This is a genomic window from Pseudomonas sp. GW456-L12, assembly GCF_059424045.1.
In genome coordinates this window covers 105261-121254 of record NZ_JBWKZA010000012.1, presented here as the reverse complement: position 1 = coordinate 121254, position 15994 = coordinate 105261, and the positions used below count along the sequence as shown (strand labels likewise).

Genomic DNA, 15994 nt, shown 5'->3' with positions numbered 1-15994 from the left:
AAAAGATTGCGCTGTCCTGTAGGAGCGAGCTTGCTCGCGATAAGTCCAGAATAGACACCACAGATCCAGGACCTCCCTGCGGAGAACCGCAATGACTGACACAGCAATGTCCCCCGCCGAATTCGAGCAAGCCCTGCGGGCCAAGGGCGCCTATTACCACATCCACCACCCATATCATGTGGCGATGTACCAGGGCCGGGCGACCCGCGAGCAGATCCAGGGCTGGGTTGCCAACCGCTTCTACTACCAGGTGAACATCCCGCTCAAGGACGCGGCGATTCTCGCCAACTGCCCGGATCGGGAAATTCGTCGCGAGTGGATTCAGCGCCTGCTGGACCACGATGGCGCCCCCGGCGAAGACGGTGGCATCGAGGCCTGGTTGCGCCTGGGGCAAGCGGTCGGTCTCGACCCGGACCAGCTGCGCTCGCAAGAGCTGGTGCTGCCGGGCGTGCGTTTCGCCGTCGACGCCTACGTCAACTTCGCCCGCCGCGCCAGCTGGCAGGAGGCCGCCAGCAGCTCGCTGACTGAGTTGTTCGCGCCGCAGATCCACCAGTCGCGTCTCGACAGCTGGCCCCAGCATTACCCATGGATCGACCCGGCCGGCTATGAATACTTCCGCACCCGCCTGGGCCAGGCGCGGCGCGATGTCGAGCACGGGCTGGCGATCACCCTGCAGCACTACACCACTCGCGCCGGCCAGGAGCGCATGCTGGAAATTCTCCAGTTCAAACTGGACATCCTTTGGAGCATGCTCGACGCCATGAGCATGGCCTATGAACTCAATCGTCCGCCGTATCACAGCGTCACCACAGAACGGGTCTGGCATAAAGGAATCACCCTATGAGCTTCGATCGCAGCAAGACCCCGACCTGGCGTCCCGGCTACCGCTTCCAGTACGAACCGGCGCAGAAGGGCCATGTACTGCTCTACCCTGAAGGCATGATCAAGCTCAACGAGAGCGCCGCGCTGATCAGCGGGTTGATCGACGGCGAACGGGATGTCGCGGCGATCATCCAGACGCTGCAAGTCCAGTTCCCCGACGTGCCCGAACTCGGTGACGACATCGAGCAATTCATGGAGGTCGCCCGTGCACAGCACTGGATCGAACTTGGCTGATTCGCCAGCGCCGATACCGCCCAAGCCGGAAGTCGGCCTGCCGCTGTGGCTGCTGGCCGAGCTGACCTACCGCTGCCCGCTGCAATGCCCGTACTGCTCCAACCCGCTGGATTTCGCCGAGCAGGGCAAGGAGCTGAGCACCGAGCAGTGGCTCAAGGTGTTTCGCGAAGCCCGGGAGATGGGCGCCGCGCAGCTGGGCTTTTCCGGTGGCGAACCGCTGGTGCGCCAGGACCTCGCCGAGCTGATCGGCGAGGCGCGCAAGTTGGGTTTCTACACCAACCTGATCACCTCCGGCATCGGCCTGACCGAGCAGAAGATCAGCGACTTCAAGAAGGCCGGGCTCGACCATATCCAGATCAGTTTCCAGGCCAGCGACGAGCAGGTGAACAACCTGTTGGCCGGCTCGAAGAAAGCCTTCGCCCAGAAGCTGGAAATGGCCCGGGCGGTGAAAGCCCACGGCTACCCGATGGTGCTGAACTTCGTCACCCATCGGCACAACATCGATCGAATCGACCGCATCATCGAACTGTGCATCGCCCTGGAAGCCGACTTTGTCGAGCTCGCCACCTGCCAGTTCTACGGCTGGGCCCAGCTCAACCGCGTCGGCCTGCTGCCGACCAAGGAACAACTGGTACGCGCCGAACGCATCACCAACGAATACCGCGCCAGGCTGGAAGCCGAAGGGCATCCGTGCAAACTGATTTTCGTCACCCCGGATTACTACGAGGAACGCCCGAAAGCCTGCATGAACGGCTGGGGCAGCATCTTCCTCACGGTCACGCCGGACGGCACCGCCCTGCCCTGCCACGGCGCCCGGCAACTGCCCGTGCAATTCCCCAATGTACGCGACCACAGCATGCAGCACATCTGGTACGACTCCTTCGGCTTCAACCGCTTCCGCGGCTACGACTGGATGCCCGAGCCGTGCCGCTCCTGCGATGAAAAGGAAAAGGACTTCGGCGGCTGCCGCTGCCAGGCCTTCATGCTCACGGGCGATGCCAGCAATGCCGACCCGGTATGCAGCAAGTCGCACCATCACGGCGTGATCCTCAAGGCCCGCGAAGAAGCCGAGCACGCCACTCAGACCATCGAACAACTGGCCTTCCGTAATGAACGAAACTCGCGCCTCATCGCCAAGAGCTGAATCCTTCAGCGCCGCCCAAGCCGTCGCCGCCGGCATCGATTTCACCGAGCTGCGGCTCGGTGCCAATGGCCTGTTCTGGAACGAATACCGCCCCGAAGATGCCGCTTGCCGGATCTGGCACTGGCGCGACAACCAGGCCCGCTGCCTGACGCCACAAGGCTTCAGCGTGCGCAGCCGGGTCTATGAATACGGCGGCGGCGCATTTTGCCTGAGCGATGACGGGCTGGTATTCGTCAACGAGGCGGACCAGCAGCTCTACCGACAGTCCCTGCAAGGCGAAGCGCCGGTAGCCCTGACCTGCGGCGAGTGCCGTTATGGCGACCTGCAGTTCGCCGCCGGCCAGGTGCTGGCAGTGGAAGAGCACAACAACCGGCATTGCCTGGTGGCCATCGACCTGGGTAACAGGAAACGCCAACTGCTAGCCGAAGGGGCGGACTTCTACGCGGCTCCCACCTTGAGCCCGGACGGCCAGCGCCTGGCATGGATCGAATGGGATCGACCGCATCAGCCCTGGACCTCGACCCGCCTGATGGTCGCCGAGCGCCTGGCCAACGGCCGCTGGGATGACCCTCGGTGCCTGGCTGGTGACCGCGCGGAAGAGTCGCTGCAACAGCCGCGCTTCGATGACAACGGCCGCCTGTATTGCCTGACCGACCGCGCCGGGTTCTGGCAACCCTGGGGTGAAACCCCTAACGGCCTGCAGGCGCTGCCCTGCGCCGCCGCCGATCACGCCCCGGCGCCCTGGCAATTGGGCTGCTGCACCTGGCTGCCGCTGGGCGGCGACAGCTGGCTGGGTACCTGGACGCAAGCCGGCTTTGGCCGCTTGGGGCTGCGCCTGGCCGAGGGTGAGCAACAGGACTTCAGCGGCGACTACAGCCGCTTCCGCAACCTGGCGCTGGATGAACGGTTTATCTACTGCATCGCGGCGTCACCTGTGAGTCCGTCCGCGGTGATCGCCATTGACCGCCAATCGCAGCAGGTCAAGGTCCTGGCTGGCGGCGTGGCGCCCCTGCTGCCCGAGCAGATCAGCCGTCCGCAAACCCTGCGCTACCCCAGCGGCCAGGGCGAGGCCCACGGCTTTTTCTACCCGGCCATGAGCGATGACGACCGGCCGCCGCTGGTGGTGTTCATCCACGGCGGCCCCACCTCCGCCTGTTATCCGATACTCGACCCGCGTATCCAGTACTGGGCGCAACGGGGGTTCGCCGTGGCCGACCTGAACTATCGCGGCAGCACCGGCTATGGCCGCGAGTACCGGCAAGCCCTGCACCTGAGCTGGGGCGAAGTGGATGTGGAGGACGCCTGTGCGGTGGTCGCGTATCTGGCCCGACAAGGCCTGATCGATGGCGGCCGGGCGTTCATCCGCGGTGGCAGCGCCGGCGGCTACACCACCCTTTGCGCCCTGGCCTTCGCCGATGTGTTCCGTGCCGGCGCCAGCCTGTATGGCGTCAGCGACCCCGTGGCCTTGGCGCGAGACACCCACAAGTTCGAAGGCGATTACCTGGACTGGCTGATCGGCGACCCCGAACAGGATGCCGAACGCTACAAGGCCCGCACCCCGCTGTTGCATGCCGGCAATATCCGCGTGCCGGTGGTTTTCTTCCAGGGTGAACTCGATGCCGTGGTAGTGCCCCAGCAGACCCGGGACATGCTCAAGGCGTTACAAGACGACGGCATTGCGGCCGAAGCGCACTATTACCCGGACGAACGCCACGGTTTTCGCAAGGCCGCCAATCAGGCTCACGCCCTGGAACAGGAATGGCTGTTTTATCGGCAGGTAATGGAACAGACGGACGCACCGGAATAATCGCCGTCCAAGGGGGGACAAGCCCGCTCCTCTGCGGAGCGGGCGCCAGGCTCAGCGCTTGGCGATGATGTACACCGCATGCACGATGCCCGGAATGTAGCCGCACAGGGTCAGCAGGATATTCAGCCAGAACGCGCCGCCGAACCCCACTTGCAGGAACACACCCAATGGCGGTAACAGAATGGCGATGATGATGCGGATAAAGTCCATGGGGCAGCTCCTGATAGCAATCGACTCGTACGAGCCTCACCGCTAATCGACCCATGGCGTTCGGCAGGGTTCAATCGATTCTGGCCAAGGGCCAGTTTTTATCCCCAGGCCGGGCGGTGTTTCAGTGCCGGCTCACGCCAGTATTTCAAGGCCGTGCTTCTGCACGATGCTCAGCAGTTTCAACGCCATGCCGCTCGGGTGCTTCTCGCCGGATTCCCACTGCTTCACCGTGGACGCGCTGGTGTTCAGGTAGCGGGCAAAGACCGGCTGGCTGACGTTACTACGCTCGCGCAGCAGCTTGATCTGCTCCGCCGGAATATTCGCCGGTACTGGCGCGATACACGCCTCATCGAACTGGCGCATGGTGGTTTTGCCGATGGCGCCGATGGCGTGCAGGGCACTGGCCGACTCGTGTATCGATTCAAGGGCTTCAGTCTTGAACGGCTTGCTCATGTCTGATCTCCACAAACGCTTTCATCTCGAGTAGCTGCTGGACCTGCCAGCCATCCAGTCCTTCGTAGGCCTTGGCCAGCGCGCGGAATGCCTGCAGTTCCTGGTGGCTGATATTGCTCTGGTCCTGCTTGGCGAACAGGAACTGGAACACCCAGTAACGCCGGCCCCTGGCCAGGACGATCGAACGATGGCGGTTGGCGTTCAGGCGTTTTTTCCAGACCCCGCCACCCAGGTCATCAGCCTGGCCTTTGCATAACTCGCTGAATGCGGCCAGCAACTGGTCATCATGGATCAAGGCTTTTTTAGCCGCGACAGCAAAACCTTTGGTTTTGAACAACCTGATGGTCATGGCTTCCCTTCCCAAAAACATACCACTCAGTGGTATATATAATCAACCCAAGCTGCCCGGTGGTCTTGCGCCCCAGCAGCAGCCCCCACCGTCCTGGTGGATGAGCCTAAGGAACCTTGCCTGGATGATGGCCTTCAAGGCCCGATGGCGGTTTTGCAAAAGCCCGAGACAAAAAAACGCCCCGTGCGAAAGATCGGACACGGGGCGATGCGTTATACCGCGAGACGGTTCGGGAATTTCTGTCAGTGCAAGATCGGGTGTGGCGGGACCAGGCCAGGCCTCAAACCACCAGCCCCTTGCGGCATTGCAACTGCGCGGTGCGTACTCGCGAAAAGGCCCTCGCCAGACGCAGCAGCATTTCGTCGATGTTGGCCTTGCTCACCGTCAACGCCGGGGTAAAACGCAGGCAATCCGGTTGGGTTGCGGCCAGCAACAGACCTTCGTAGCGGGCCGCCTTGACCACGGCCTCGGCCGAGTCGTCGGCCAGGCTCAGCCCCCAGAACAATCCCTGCCCACGCAGTTCTCCCTGGGCATAACGATTCGCCAGGCGGGCCAACCCTTCGCGCAAGTACTGGCCGTTGTCCCGCACATGCTCGAGAAAGCTGCTGTCCAGTACGCTATCGAGCACCGCCAGGCCCGCGGCGGTCATCAGCGCATTGCCATGATGGGTGCCATTCAGCTCACCCACCTCGAAGCAACAGGCCTTGCCACGCGCCAGCAAGGCCGCCAAGGGCACGCCACCACCGAGGCCTTTGCCCAGGGCCACGATGTCGGCGCGCACGCCATAGAGTTGTTCGGCCAGCAAGGTGCCGCAGCGGCCGATGCCGGTTTGCACTTCATCCAGGATCAGCAGGATGCCCAGCTCGCGGCACAGGCGCTCGACCCCCTTGAGGTAATGCTCGGTCGCCGGAATCACCCCGGCCTCGCCCTGGATCGGCTCGAGCATGATCGCCACGGTCTGCGCGTCCACCGCGGCATGCAAGGCTGGCAGGTCATTGAAGGGAACATGACTGAAACCCGACAGCTGTGGCTCGAAACGATTGGCGATATGGGGGCTTGCCGACGCCGACATTGCCGCGAAGCCGCGACCATGACAGCTGCCGCTGGCAGTGATGATCTTCGCGGCCCCACCGCGATACAGCTGACCCCATTTACGGGCCAGCTTGATCGCCGCCTCGCAGGCTTCGCTGCCACTGCTCAGCAGATAGGCCTGGTCGCTGCCGGTGCTGCGGCACAAGCGCTCGCTGAGGTTGAGCATGCCGCGGTTGTAAAAGCCCGGGCCGGGGTTGATCAACGACTGGGCTTGGGCCGTCAGCGCCTTGACCAGCGCCGACGGGCTATGGCCAAGGCTGTTGGCGGCGTTGCCCTGGACGAAGTCGAGATAGGCGCGGTCATCGCTGTCCCACAGCCATGAGCCCTGGCCACGTACAAACACTGGGTGGGGTCGCTGGACGCTGGGCATCAGGCACTCACTGGAAAGGTTGTCGCTCATCGGCGACAGGCAGGGCTCGGCCGCCAGATCATCAAGGCTCGGCTGAGGGCGGCGCAGGCTAAACAGGTTCATGCGCTCAACCCCTGCAGCGGCAGGCCCAGCAGGCGCGCGGACCAATCCTCGATCAGGCCGGTGCGCATGCGCTTGATCGCGATGTCGCGCCAACGCGACGCCAGTGCCGGACAGTCCACCAGTTTCTTCAAGCCCGCATGCTCCAGAGGTTCTCGATAAAAACAGCGCAAGGCCCAGGCCACGGTCAACCCCGGGTAACTGCGCTGGATCAGCTCGAAGGGCTGATCGGCACTGACGAAACCGGGTTTGAGCACCCGGTAGAACCAGCCGCAGCGACCATTGTTTTGCGCCTGTTGCGGCAGGTCGGGGATGCCCCAGCGGTGGCTCAGGCGATAACAGGGCGAACGCGGCTGGCTGACCTGCAGCAGCGCGCCGCCCCAGCGGAACATATCGCCGAGGCAGACCTGTTCCTCGGTCAGGCCGTGGGTAGACAGGTTTTCGCCAAAGGCCGGGGCACACCAGTCGACCTGTGGATAACGTTTGCGCCAGTAGCTGTAGTGTTCGGCGGGGTAATGGTGCAGCGCCCGCTCCGGGCCGGTATGAAAGCGCGGGTCGCCGTGTTCGTCGCTGCCCAGGCCCTGCGGCCATAACCAGAGTCGGTTTGCAACCGGACGTTTGTCCGTATCACTGATCAAACCCTGTCCGAGGTTTTTTGCCTTGCCTATGTAAACACCATCCACGTAAACGGTATTCATCTCGCCTTCTGGCCCTGTAAGCCCTGTGAATAGGGGTTAGACTAGGCCTCTGCAGCCTATCGGGCCATTTCGATTTTCCAGCTTTTTCGATAAGCAGAACTTATGGATTTTAAACAACTGCGTTATTTCGTCGCGGTGTATGAAGAAGGTCACGTGGGACGAGCCGCCGAACGCCTGTCGATCTCTCAACCGGCGCTCTCGCAACAGATCCGTCAGCTGGAACAGAACCTCGATGTCAGCCTGTTCGAGCGCAGCAGCAAGCGCCTGTTGCCGACCCTGGCGGCCCATACCCTGTACAACCATGCCCTGCCCTTGCTCGACGGCATGCAACGGGCTCGTGAAGCCCTGGGCAACTTCAAGGGCCAGGCCCTGCGCACGCTGGCGATCGGCGTACTGCAAACCGTGCACAGCAGCCTGGTGCCGCAAATGCTTGAGCGGGTGCGCAAGGCCCAGCCGCATCTGGTGGTGCAGATCTACGAACTGACCGGCCTGGAAATCGAACGGCGCCTGCTCAATGGCTCATTGGATATCGGCATCAGTTATCTGCCGCCGCGCCAGCCAGGGTTGCATGGCGTGCAGCTCTACGAAGACGAGTTGACCCTGGTGATTCCTGCCGAACATCCCCTGCGCGAATTCAAGAAGGTCTCCATGAGCCAGGCCGCGGAGCTGCCCATGCTGTTGTTGGGCGAGGAGTTCCAGATACGCCAGATCTGGCAGGCGCAACTGGCCAACCTCGGACGCCGGCCGCAGGTACAGGCGGAACTGAACAATATGGCGGGGATTCTCGACAGCTTGCCCAACACCCGCCTGGCGACGGTCCTGCCGGGGCGCTCGCGGCAGACCCACAGCCATACGGACCTGTTATGGAAACCGCTGAGCGAACCGAGGGTGCCGTTGAAAGTGGGGCTGGTATGTCGTGATGTGCAGCGTCAGCAGGCAACCCTGGAATTGCTGCGAACCTTGCTGGAAGAAGAGATGAGCGGTCCAGATGGGCGGATGACAGGCCCGGTGACGCTGGAAGGGCTGGGTTGAAGCAGCGCAGATAAAAAACGCGGGCAAAAGAAAACCCCGCCGAAGCGGGGCTTTGCAGACTGTTTCCCTGACATCCTTTTCACTCCACCATCCTGGCGGAATCCTACGTGTCCGTGTTATTGCTTTGCGCTTCCTGCGCGACGTCCATGTGAAGTAGATTAGCTCTGGATCCAATCTGCCGATATGGGTGATTAGCAGCACGTCATGTAAGAGAATGCTTACATGACGTAGCCATGCTCAGAACTGCGCCGCATCCAACAGGAACAGTGACTCACTACCCGCCTTCACCGATGCGCTCAGCGAGTGAATACGCGGCAACAGACGGGCGAAGTAGAAGCGCGCGGTACCCAGCTTGCTGGCGTAGAAATCGTCTTGCGACTCCTTGCCCAGGGCGGCTTTTGCCATCAACGCCCACATGTAGGCGTACGCCGTGTATCCGAATGCTTGCAGGTATTCGACCGAGGCCGCGCCGATTTCGTTCGGATTGGTCTTGGCCCGATCCAGCAGCCAGGCAGTCAGTTCGTCCAGGTTATCCAGTGCGTCGTTCAACGGCTTGGTGAACTCGGCCAGATCGGCGCTGGCGGTCGCGGTGAAATGGCGAATCTCGTCAGCGAACAGCTTGTAGAACGCCCCGCCGCTGCCAACGATCTTGCGCCCGACCAGGTCCAGCGCCTGGATGCCGTTGGTGCCTTCATAGATCTGCGTAATGCGCACATCGCGCACCAGCTGCTCCTGGCCCCATTCACGGATGTAGCCGTGGCCGCCGAAAACCTGCTGGCCGTGAATCGTGGTTTCCAACCCCAGGTCGGTGAGGAAGGCCTTGGCCACCGGCGTCAGCAGGGCCACCAGATCTTCCGCGCGCTTACGCACCAGCGCATCTTCGCTGAACTTGGCGGTATCCAGTTGCATCGCCACATAGGTGGAGAACGCGCGGCCGCCTTCGTTCGCGGCTTTCATGGTCAGCAGCATGCGGCGCACGTCGGGGTGCACGATGATCGGGTCAGCGACCTTGTCCTTGGCTTGCGGGCCGGTCGGCGAACGGCTTTGCAGGCGATCGCGGGCGTATTCCACGGCGTTCTGATAGGAACGCTCGCCCGAGGCCAGGCCTTGGATACCGACGCCCAGACGCTCGTAGTTCATCATGGTGAACATTGCCGCCAGGCCCTTGTTCGGCTCACCGACGATGTAACCGACGGCTTCGTCAAAGTTCATCACGCAGGTCGCCGAGGCCTGGATACCCATCTTGTGTTCGATCGAACCACAGTTGGCCGGGTTGCGCGCGCCCAGGCTGCCGTCGGTGTTGACCAGGAACTTCGGCACCAGGAACAACGAAATGCCCTTCGGCCCCGCCGGTGCGTCCGGTAGCTTGGCCAGCACCAGGTGGATGATGTTCTCGGTCAGGTCGTGCTCACCGCCGGTAATGAAGATCTTGGTGCCGCTGACCTTGTAGGAGCCGTCGGCCTGCGGCTCGGCCTTGGTGCGAATGATGCCCAGGTCGGTACCGGCATGCGGCTCGGTGAGGCACATGGAGCCGGCCCAGACGCCTGCATACATGTTCGGCAGGTAGGCCGCCTTCAATTCTTCGCTGGCGTGGGCATTGATCGACAGGCAGGCGCCCGCGGTCAGCATCGGGTACAGACCAAACGACAGGCTGGCCGAGTTGACCATTTCCTCGACCTGGGCCGATACCGCCTTGGGCATGCCCATGCCGCCGTAGGCTGGATCGCCGCCGACGCCAACCCAGCCGCCTTCGGCGTAAGTCTGATAGGCCTGTGGAAAACCTGCTGGCGTGGTCACCGCGCCGTCGCTCCAGTGACAACCCTCTTCGTCAGCGCCGCGGCTCAGCGGGGCGATACTTTTGCCGGTGACTTTGCCGGCTTCCTCAAGAATCGCTTCGACGGTTTCAGCGTCGACGGTGTCGGCCAGAGCAGGCAGTTCGGCCCAGAGTTTGGCGACCTCGAAAACTTCATTGAGGACGAAGCGCATATCGCGCAGGGGCGCTTTGTAGTCAGCCATGGCAAACCTCGCAAGATCTAAACAAGTGGACCCGAACGGCCCCAGTTACGAAAGCTCGAGTGTACCCGAACAACTTTTGCGACACATAGGGTCAACTCATGACTTTAATGTAATTTTTAGTCACCAAAAATCACGAGCAAACTCACTCCCGCAAATATCTGCAGGAGCAGGCTTGCCCGCAATGGACGATTACATGAAAACCTAGAGCGCAAACAGCTCCGCCGGCAACTTCATCAGGCAGTCACTGCCCGCCTCGATCGCCGCCAGATGGGCCGCGGTACGCGGCAGCAAGCGCTTGAAGTAGAACTCGCAGGTCGCCAGCTTGGCCTGGCAATAATCGGCATCCTCTTCACCGGCGTCGAGCCGGGCCTGGGCCACCAGCGCCATGCGCAGCCACAGGTAGGCGAGGATGATGTAACCGCTGTACATCAGGTAATCCAGCGCCGCGGCGCCGACTTCGTCGGGGTTCTTCATCGCCGCCATCCCGACCTTGGTGGTCAGCACGCCCCACTGCCGGTTGAGCCCGTCGAGTTGCGTCACATAACTCTTGAGTTGTGGATGCTCGGCATTGGCCGCGCAGAATTTGTGGACGATCTTGGTGAAACCCGTCAGCAACTTGCCCTGGCTGCCAAGCACCTTGCGTCCCAGCAGGTCCAGGGCCTGGATGCCGTTGGTGCCTTCATAGATCGGGGCGATGCGGCAGTCGCGCACCAGTTGCTCCATGCCCCATTCGCGAATGAAGCCATGCCCGCCAAACACCTGCATACCGTGGTTGGTCACCTCCAGCCCGGTTTCAGTCATGAAGGCCTTGCAGATCGGTGTCAGGAAAGCCAGCAGGTTCTCGGCATCCTGGCGCTGGGTCTCGTCGGCGGCCAGGTGCGCCACATCCAGCAACTGCGCGGTGAAATAGGCCAGGGCGCGATTACCTTCGTTGAAGGCCTTCATGGTCAGCAGCATGCGCCGCACATCGGGGTGGACAATGATCGGGTCGGCGGCCTTGTCCGGCGCCTTCGGCCCGGTAAGGGAGCGCATCTGCAGACGGTCGTTGGCGTACTTGATTGCGCCCTGGAAGCTTGCCTCGCCCAGGCACAGCCCCTGCATCCCGGTACCGAGGCGCGCGTGGTTCATCATGGTGAACATGCAATTCAGGCCCTTGTTGGCCTCACCGATCAGGAATCCCTTGGCGCCATCGAAGTTGAGCACGCAGGTGGCCGAAGCCTTGATGCCCATCTTGTGTTCGATGGAACCGCAGCTCACACCATTGCGCTCACCCGCCTCGCCATCGGCGTTGGGCAAAAACTTGGGCACGATAAACAGCGAAATGCCCTTGGTACCGGCCGGCGCATCCGGCAGCTTGGCCAGCACCAGGTGGATGATGTTTTCACTCATGTCGTGCTCGCCGGCAGAAATGAAGATCTTGCTGCCGGAGACCGCATAGCTGCCGTCGGCCTGGGGCACGGCGCGGGTCTTGATGATGCCCAGGTCGGTGCCGCAATGGGCTTCGGTCAGGCACATGGTGCCGGTCCATTGGCCGGCGGTGAGCTTGCTCAGGTAGGTCAGCTTCTGCTCTTCGCTGCCATGGGCGTGAATCGCCGACATGGCGCCGTGGGTCAGGCCCGGGTACATGCCCCAGGAAGTGTTGCTGGAGCCAACCATTTCGCTGATCACCAGCCCCAGCGAATGCGGCAGGCCCTGGCCTCCGTAGTTCGGGTCCGCCGCCAGGCCGTGCCAGCCGCCTTCTACATACTGGGCGAAAGCCTGCTTGAAGCCTTTTGGCGTAGTAACCACGCCATTGTCGAAATGGCAGCCCTCTTCATCGCCCGGGCGGTTCAACGGCGCCAGCACGTTTTCACAGAATTTCGCCCCTTCTTCGAGGATCGCGGCCACCATGTCCGGGCTGGCATCGATGGCCCCCAGGGCGGCATAGCTGGTGTGAAAGTCGAAGACGTGATCGATCAAAAAGCGCATGTCGCGCAGGGGAGCTTTGTACTCGGGCATGGTCGTTTCTCCGGCAGCAGATCAATCCAACCTACTGCCGCTCATCCGACCTGCCAATCACAGTCCAGACGCTGAATGCGCCGCTATCACTCAACCCGCAGCGGTGTCCATGCGCACCGCGCCACGGCGGTTCTGACCGAAGGCCATGACGCAGTTACGCCCCGCGCCCTTGGCGCTGTACAGCGCCTGGTCGGCAGACTTGAGCACCTCCTCGGGCGAGCGGTGCTCCATCTGCCGCTCGGCGACGCCGATACTGACGGTCACCGATACGCTGGACGCCGCGGCCGCACCCCGGCGCTGACGACCCTGCTGGTCGTCCTGGGGCCGGTTCTCCTGATTGCGCAACTGGATGTTGTAGTTGGCGATGGTCTCGCGAATGACCTCCAGGTGCGGCATGCATTCCTCGAGGGTCTTGCCGGCGAACACCACCGCAAACTCCTCGCCGCCATAACGGTAGGCACGACCACCGCCACTGACTTTCGACAGTTTGCTGGCCACCAGGCGCAGCACCTGGTCGCCCACATCGTGGCCGTGGGTGTCGTTGAATTTCTTGAAGTGATCGACGTCACTCATCGCCAGCACATAGTTGCGGCCCAGGCGCTGCATGCGCTCGTTCAAGGCGCGGCGCCCCGGCAAGCCGGTCAGCTCGTCGCGGAAAGCCATCTGATACGCCTCATGGGCAACGGCCGCGGCGATCATCAGCATCACCTGGCTGCACATGATGTTCAGGGTGAACGGCAGGATGAAGGTCTTGGGCAGCATCCAGAACAGGCCCAGCAGCCCCACCAGCTGCGCCGCATGCAGCGGGCGTGGATTACGCCAGTACTGGATCGCCAGCAACAGGAAGGCGGCGATAAACACCGGGTACGACAACTGGATCAGGCTCATCCAGGCGCCATGCAGGGCCGGCCAACGGATTTCCGCCAGCCAGGCCAGCAGCGCCTGGGGATAACTCTGCTCCAGGCCCAGCGCCACGCTGCCAAAGGCGAGTAATACGGCAAAGCGCGCCACCATGTCCTGGAACAGGTGGGTACGCTCCTGCCAGGCCGCAAACAGGCCGAACAGCAGCGGCAGCAGCAAGCAGACCAAGTGGAACACCACGGCCGCATCCTCGCGGACCTTGCCGTTGTCACGGTAATAGTCGGTCTGGGTATCGAGCAGGAAATAGGCGATGTACACCGTGACCATCAGGAACAGTTCACGCTGGCGCCGGTACACCGCGCAATAAGCGCCGCCGAGCAACAGCACCAGGGTCGGCAAGACGTTGAACAGCGAGGTGAAGAAAACGTTGAGATCCTTGACGTAGGCAGCCGCGAGCCCCGCAAGCAAAAGTAACAATGACGGTAGAAAATGGCTGAAACGTACAGCAGAAGAACGCGGCAAGGTAAAGCTCCGACGCGGTTAAACAGTAGATGGCACTATGCCTTCACCTGGCATGGTTAAACAGCACAAATGTGATGCATGTCACATTGCCACTTCTGTAACGGCAGGGATCGGCTTCTTCTTAACGTTTTAGTCGGATTATTTTCAGATTCATCCCGCGCACAAAAAAGCCGCTTCTCCCGAAGGAGAAGCGGCCTCTGAAGAGATGCCGGTAGGGCTTAGTAAGCCAGGCCGAAATCTTCCTCTTTCATGTCCATCAGGTTGTTGGCACCCGACAGCATCGCCGCAACGTGAGTGCGGGTACGCGGCAGGATACGCTGGAAGTAGAAGCGCGCGGTCTGCAGCTTGGCGGTGTAGAACGCCTCTTCGGTGGTGCCGGCAGCCAGCTTCTCGGCAGCCAGGCGTGCCATGTCGGCCCAGAAGTAAGCCAGGCAGGCATAACCGGAATACATCAGGTAATCCACGGACGCGGCACCGACTTCTTCACGATCTTTCATGGCCGCCATACCGACCTTCATGGTCAGCTCGCCCCATTCCTTGTTCAGTGCAGCCAGCGGTGCGACGAACTCTTTGACCGACTCGTTGCCTTCGTTGCTCTGGCAGAACTTGTGGACGATCTTGGTGAAGCCTTTCAGGGCTTCGCCTTGAGTCATCAGCACTTTACGGCCCAGCAAGTCCAGCGCCTGGATGCCGGTGGTGCCTTCGTACAGCATGGAAATGCGGCTATCGCGAACGTTCTGCTCCATGCCCCACTCGGCGATGAAACCGTGGCCACCGTAGATCTGCACTCCGTGGTTGGCGGATTCGAAACCGACTTCGGTCATGAAGGCCTTGGCGATCGGAGTCATGAAGGCCAGCAGTGCGTCGGCTTTCTTCTTTTCTTCTTCGTCCACGCCATACTTGACGATGTCGACCTGCTTGGCGGTGAAGTAGACCATGGCCCGGTTGCCTTCGGCGAAAGCCTTCATGGTCAACAGCATGCGGCGTACGTCAGGGTGCACGATGATCGGGTCGGCGGCCTTGTCCGGCGCTTTGGGGCCAGTCAGGGAACGCATTTGCAGACGATCGCGAGCGTATTTCAGGCCGCCCTGGAAACCGATCTCGGCGTGGGCCAGGCCTTGCAGCGCGGTGCCCAGGCGAGCGGTGTTCATGAAGGTGAACATGCAGTTCAGGCCTTTGTTCGCCGGGCCGATCAGGAAACCGGTGGCCGCGTCGAAGTTCATCACGCAGGTGGCGTTACCGTGGATCCCCATCTTGTGTTCCAGGGAACCGCAGCTCACGGCGTTGCGCTGGCCGACAGTGCCATCGGCGTTCGGCAGGAACTTCGGCACGATGAACAGCGAGATGCCTTTGGTGCCAGCCGGTGCATCCGGCAGGCGGGCCAGAACGATATGGACGATGTTGTCGGCCATGTCGTGTTCACCGGCCGAGATGAAGATCTTGGTGCCGGTAACTTTGTAGGAACCGTCGGCCTGAGGTTCGGCCTTGGTGCGCAGCATGCCCAGGTCGGTGCCGCAGTGCGGTTCGGTCAGGCACATAGTGCCGGTCCACTCACCGGATACCAGCTTGGTCAGGTAAGCCTCTTGCTGCTCAGGCGTGCCGTGTTCGGAGATGGTGTTCATCGCGCCATGGGACAGGCCTGGGTACATGCCCCAAGACCAGTTGGCTTCGCCGACCATTTCGCTGACAGCCAGGCCCAGGGACTCCGGCAGGCCTTGACCACCATGCTCGACATCGTGAGCCAGGCTTGGCCAGCCGCCTTCGACAAATTGCTTGTAGGCCTCTTTGAAGCCAGTCGGGGTCTTAACGCCGGACTCGCTCCAGGTGCAGCCTTCCAGGTCACCCACACGGTTCAGAGGGGCCAGTACCTGCTCACAAAACTTCGCGCCTTCCTCGAGGATGGCGTCAACCATGTCTGGAGTAGCGTCCTGGCAAGCCGGCAGGCTCTGATAGTGCGCTTCATAGCCGAGCAGCTCGTCACGAACGAAGCGAATATCACGCAAGGGGGCCTTGTAGTCAGGCATAGCGATAAACCTCTGCTGATGTAACCGGGAATGAACGACCGCGTTGATTTATTGTGGCGGTCAAACAGTTGTTTGAAACATACGTTTACGCCCAAACCTTGTCAAGCGCCACGCAAACACCGTTCGTCATCGATCCTCTGCAGGCCTTGCACGCAAAGGCCCACAGCGAATGCCGTGAAATATTCGGGAGCTGAATAGAGTGT

General features: G+C 61.8%; 14 protein-coding genes. 5 read left to right on the top strand and 9 right to left on the bottom strand.

Annotated features, from left to right (window positions below; genetic code table 11):
- Positions 1 to 91: 91 nt before the first annotated feature.
- From pqqC to AC07Y9_RS17135, 4 genes are read left to right on the top strand one after another with little or no spacing between them, the layout of a single operon-like run.
- Positions 92 to 844, top strand: coding sequence for a pyrroloquinoline-quinone synthase PqqC (gene pqqC / locus AC07Y9_RS17150; RefSeq protein ID WP_007926092.1), 753 nt, complete (start codon positions 92 to 94; stop codon positions 842 to 844).
- Positions 841 to 1116, top strand: coding sequence for a pyrroloquinoline quinone biosynthesis peptide chaperone PqqD (pqqD, locus tag AC07Y9_RS17145; protein WP_102679169.1), 276 nt, complete (start codon positions 841 to 843; stop codon positions 1114 to 1116). Before pqqC ends, pqqD begins: the two co-directional genes overlap by 4 nt.
- Positions 1088 to 2260 (top strand): pyrroloquinoline quinone biosynthesis protein PqqE, encoded by a 1173-nt coding sequence (gene pqqE, locus AC07Y9_RS17140; RefSeq protein ID WP_102679168.1) that lies wholly within the window; start codon positions 1088 to 1090, stop codon positions 2258 to 2260. The genes pqqD and pqqE overlap by 29 nt, the downstream gene beginning before the upstream one ends.
- Entirely contained in the window at positions 2226 to 4067 is a 1842-nt protein-coding gene (locus AC07Y9_RS17135; protein WP_102679167.1) for a S9 family peptidase, read from the top strand. Before pqqE ends, AC07Y9_RS17135 begins: the two co-directional genes overlap by 35 nt.
- A gap of 51 nt (positions 4068 to 4118) precedes the next feature.
- On the opposite strand, the gene AC07Y9_RS17130 is transcribed toward AC07Y9_RS17135, so the two are convergent.
- From AC07Y9_RS17130 to AC07Y9_RS17110, 5 genes are all read right to left on the bottom strand, one after another.
- Positions 4119 to 4277 carry a YqaE/Pmp3 family membrane protein gene (locus AC07Y9_RS17130; protein WP_003228885.1) on the bottom strand — a complete coding sequence of 53 codons (159 nt, stop codon included), beginning with the start codon at positions 4275 to 4277 and terminating at the stop codon, positions 4119 to 4121.
- A gap of 132 nt (positions 4278 to 4409) precedes the next feature.
- Complete coding sequence (locus AC07Y9_RS17125) at positions 4410 to 4730, bottom strand: helix-turn-helix domain-containing protein (protein WP_007926083.1); 321 nt, start codon at positions 4728 to 4730, stop codon at positions 4410 to 4412.
- On the bottom strand, positions 4708 to 5079 hold the full coding sequence (locus AC07Y9_RS17120) for a type II toxin-antitoxin system RelE/ParE family toxin (RefSeq protein ID WP_102679166.1): 372 nt from the start codon (positions 5077 to 5079) through the stop codon (positions 4708 to 4710). Before AC07Y9_RS17120 ends, AC07Y9_RS17125 begins: the two co-directional genes overlap by 23 nt.
- 280 nt (positions 5080 to 5359) lie before the next feature.
- Positions 5360 to 6643: an aspartate aminotransferase family protein gene (locus AC07Y9_RS17115; RefSeq protein WP_102679165.1), complete on the bottom strand. Its 1284-nt coding sequence runs from the start codon at positions 6641 to 6643 to the stop codon at positions 5360 to 5362.
- A complete protein-coding gene (locus tag AC07Y9_RS17110) occupies positions 6640 to 7338 on the bottom strand; it encodes an MOSC domain-containing protein (protein ID WP_102679164.1) in 699 nt (232 codons plus the stop codon). The genes AC07Y9_RS17115 and AC07Y9_RS17110 overlap by 4 nt, the downstream gene beginning before the upstream one ends.
- Before the next feature lie 102 nt (positions 7339 to 7440).
- Here AC07Y9_RS17110 and AC07Y9_RS17105 point away from each other — a divergent pair, with 102 nt between their 5' ends.
- Positions 7441 to 8370, top strand: a complete 930-nt coding sequence (locus tag AC07Y9_RS17105; protein WP_007926075.1) for a LysR family transcriptional regulator — start codon at positions 7441 to 7443, stop codon at positions 8368 to 8370.
- A gap of 237 nt (positions 8371 to 8607) precedes the next feature.
- On the opposite strand, the gene AC07Y9_RS17100 is transcribed toward AC07Y9_RS17105, so the two are convergent.
- The 4 genes from AC07Y9_RS17100 to AC07Y9_RS17085 form a co-directional block, all read right to left on the bottom strand.
- Positions 8608 to 10386 (bottom strand): acyl-CoA dehydrogenase C-terminal domain-containing protein, encoded by a 1779-nt coding sequence (locus tag AC07Y9_RS17100; protein WP_102679163.1) that lies wholly within the window; start codon positions 10384 to 10386, stop codon positions 8608 to 8610.
- A 201-nt stretch (positions 10387 to 10587) separates the two neighbouring features.
- Positions 10588 to 12384 (bottom strand): acyl-CoA dehydrogenase C-terminal domain-containing protein, encoded by a 1797-nt coding sequence (locus AC07Y9_RS17095; RefSeq protein ID WP_102679162.1) that lies wholly within the window; start codon positions 12382 to 12384, stop codon positions 10588 to 10590.
- A gap of 90 nt (positions 12385 to 12474) precedes the next feature.
- Positions 12475 to 13767 (bottom strand): GGDEF domain-containing protein, encoded by a 1293-nt coding sequence (locus AC07Y9_RS17090; RefSeq protein WP_009045908.1) that lies wholly within the window; start codon positions 13765 to 13767, stop codon positions 12475 to 12477.
- Positions 13768 to 13985: 218 nt separating this feature from the next.
- Positions 13986 to 15791, bottom strand: a complete 1806-nt coding sequence (locus AC07Y9_RS17085; RefSeq protein ID WP_007926069.1) for a phenylacyl-CoA dehydrogenase — start codon at positions 15789 to 15791, stop codon at positions 13986 to 13988.
- Positions 15792 to 15994 lie beyond the last annotated feature (203 nt).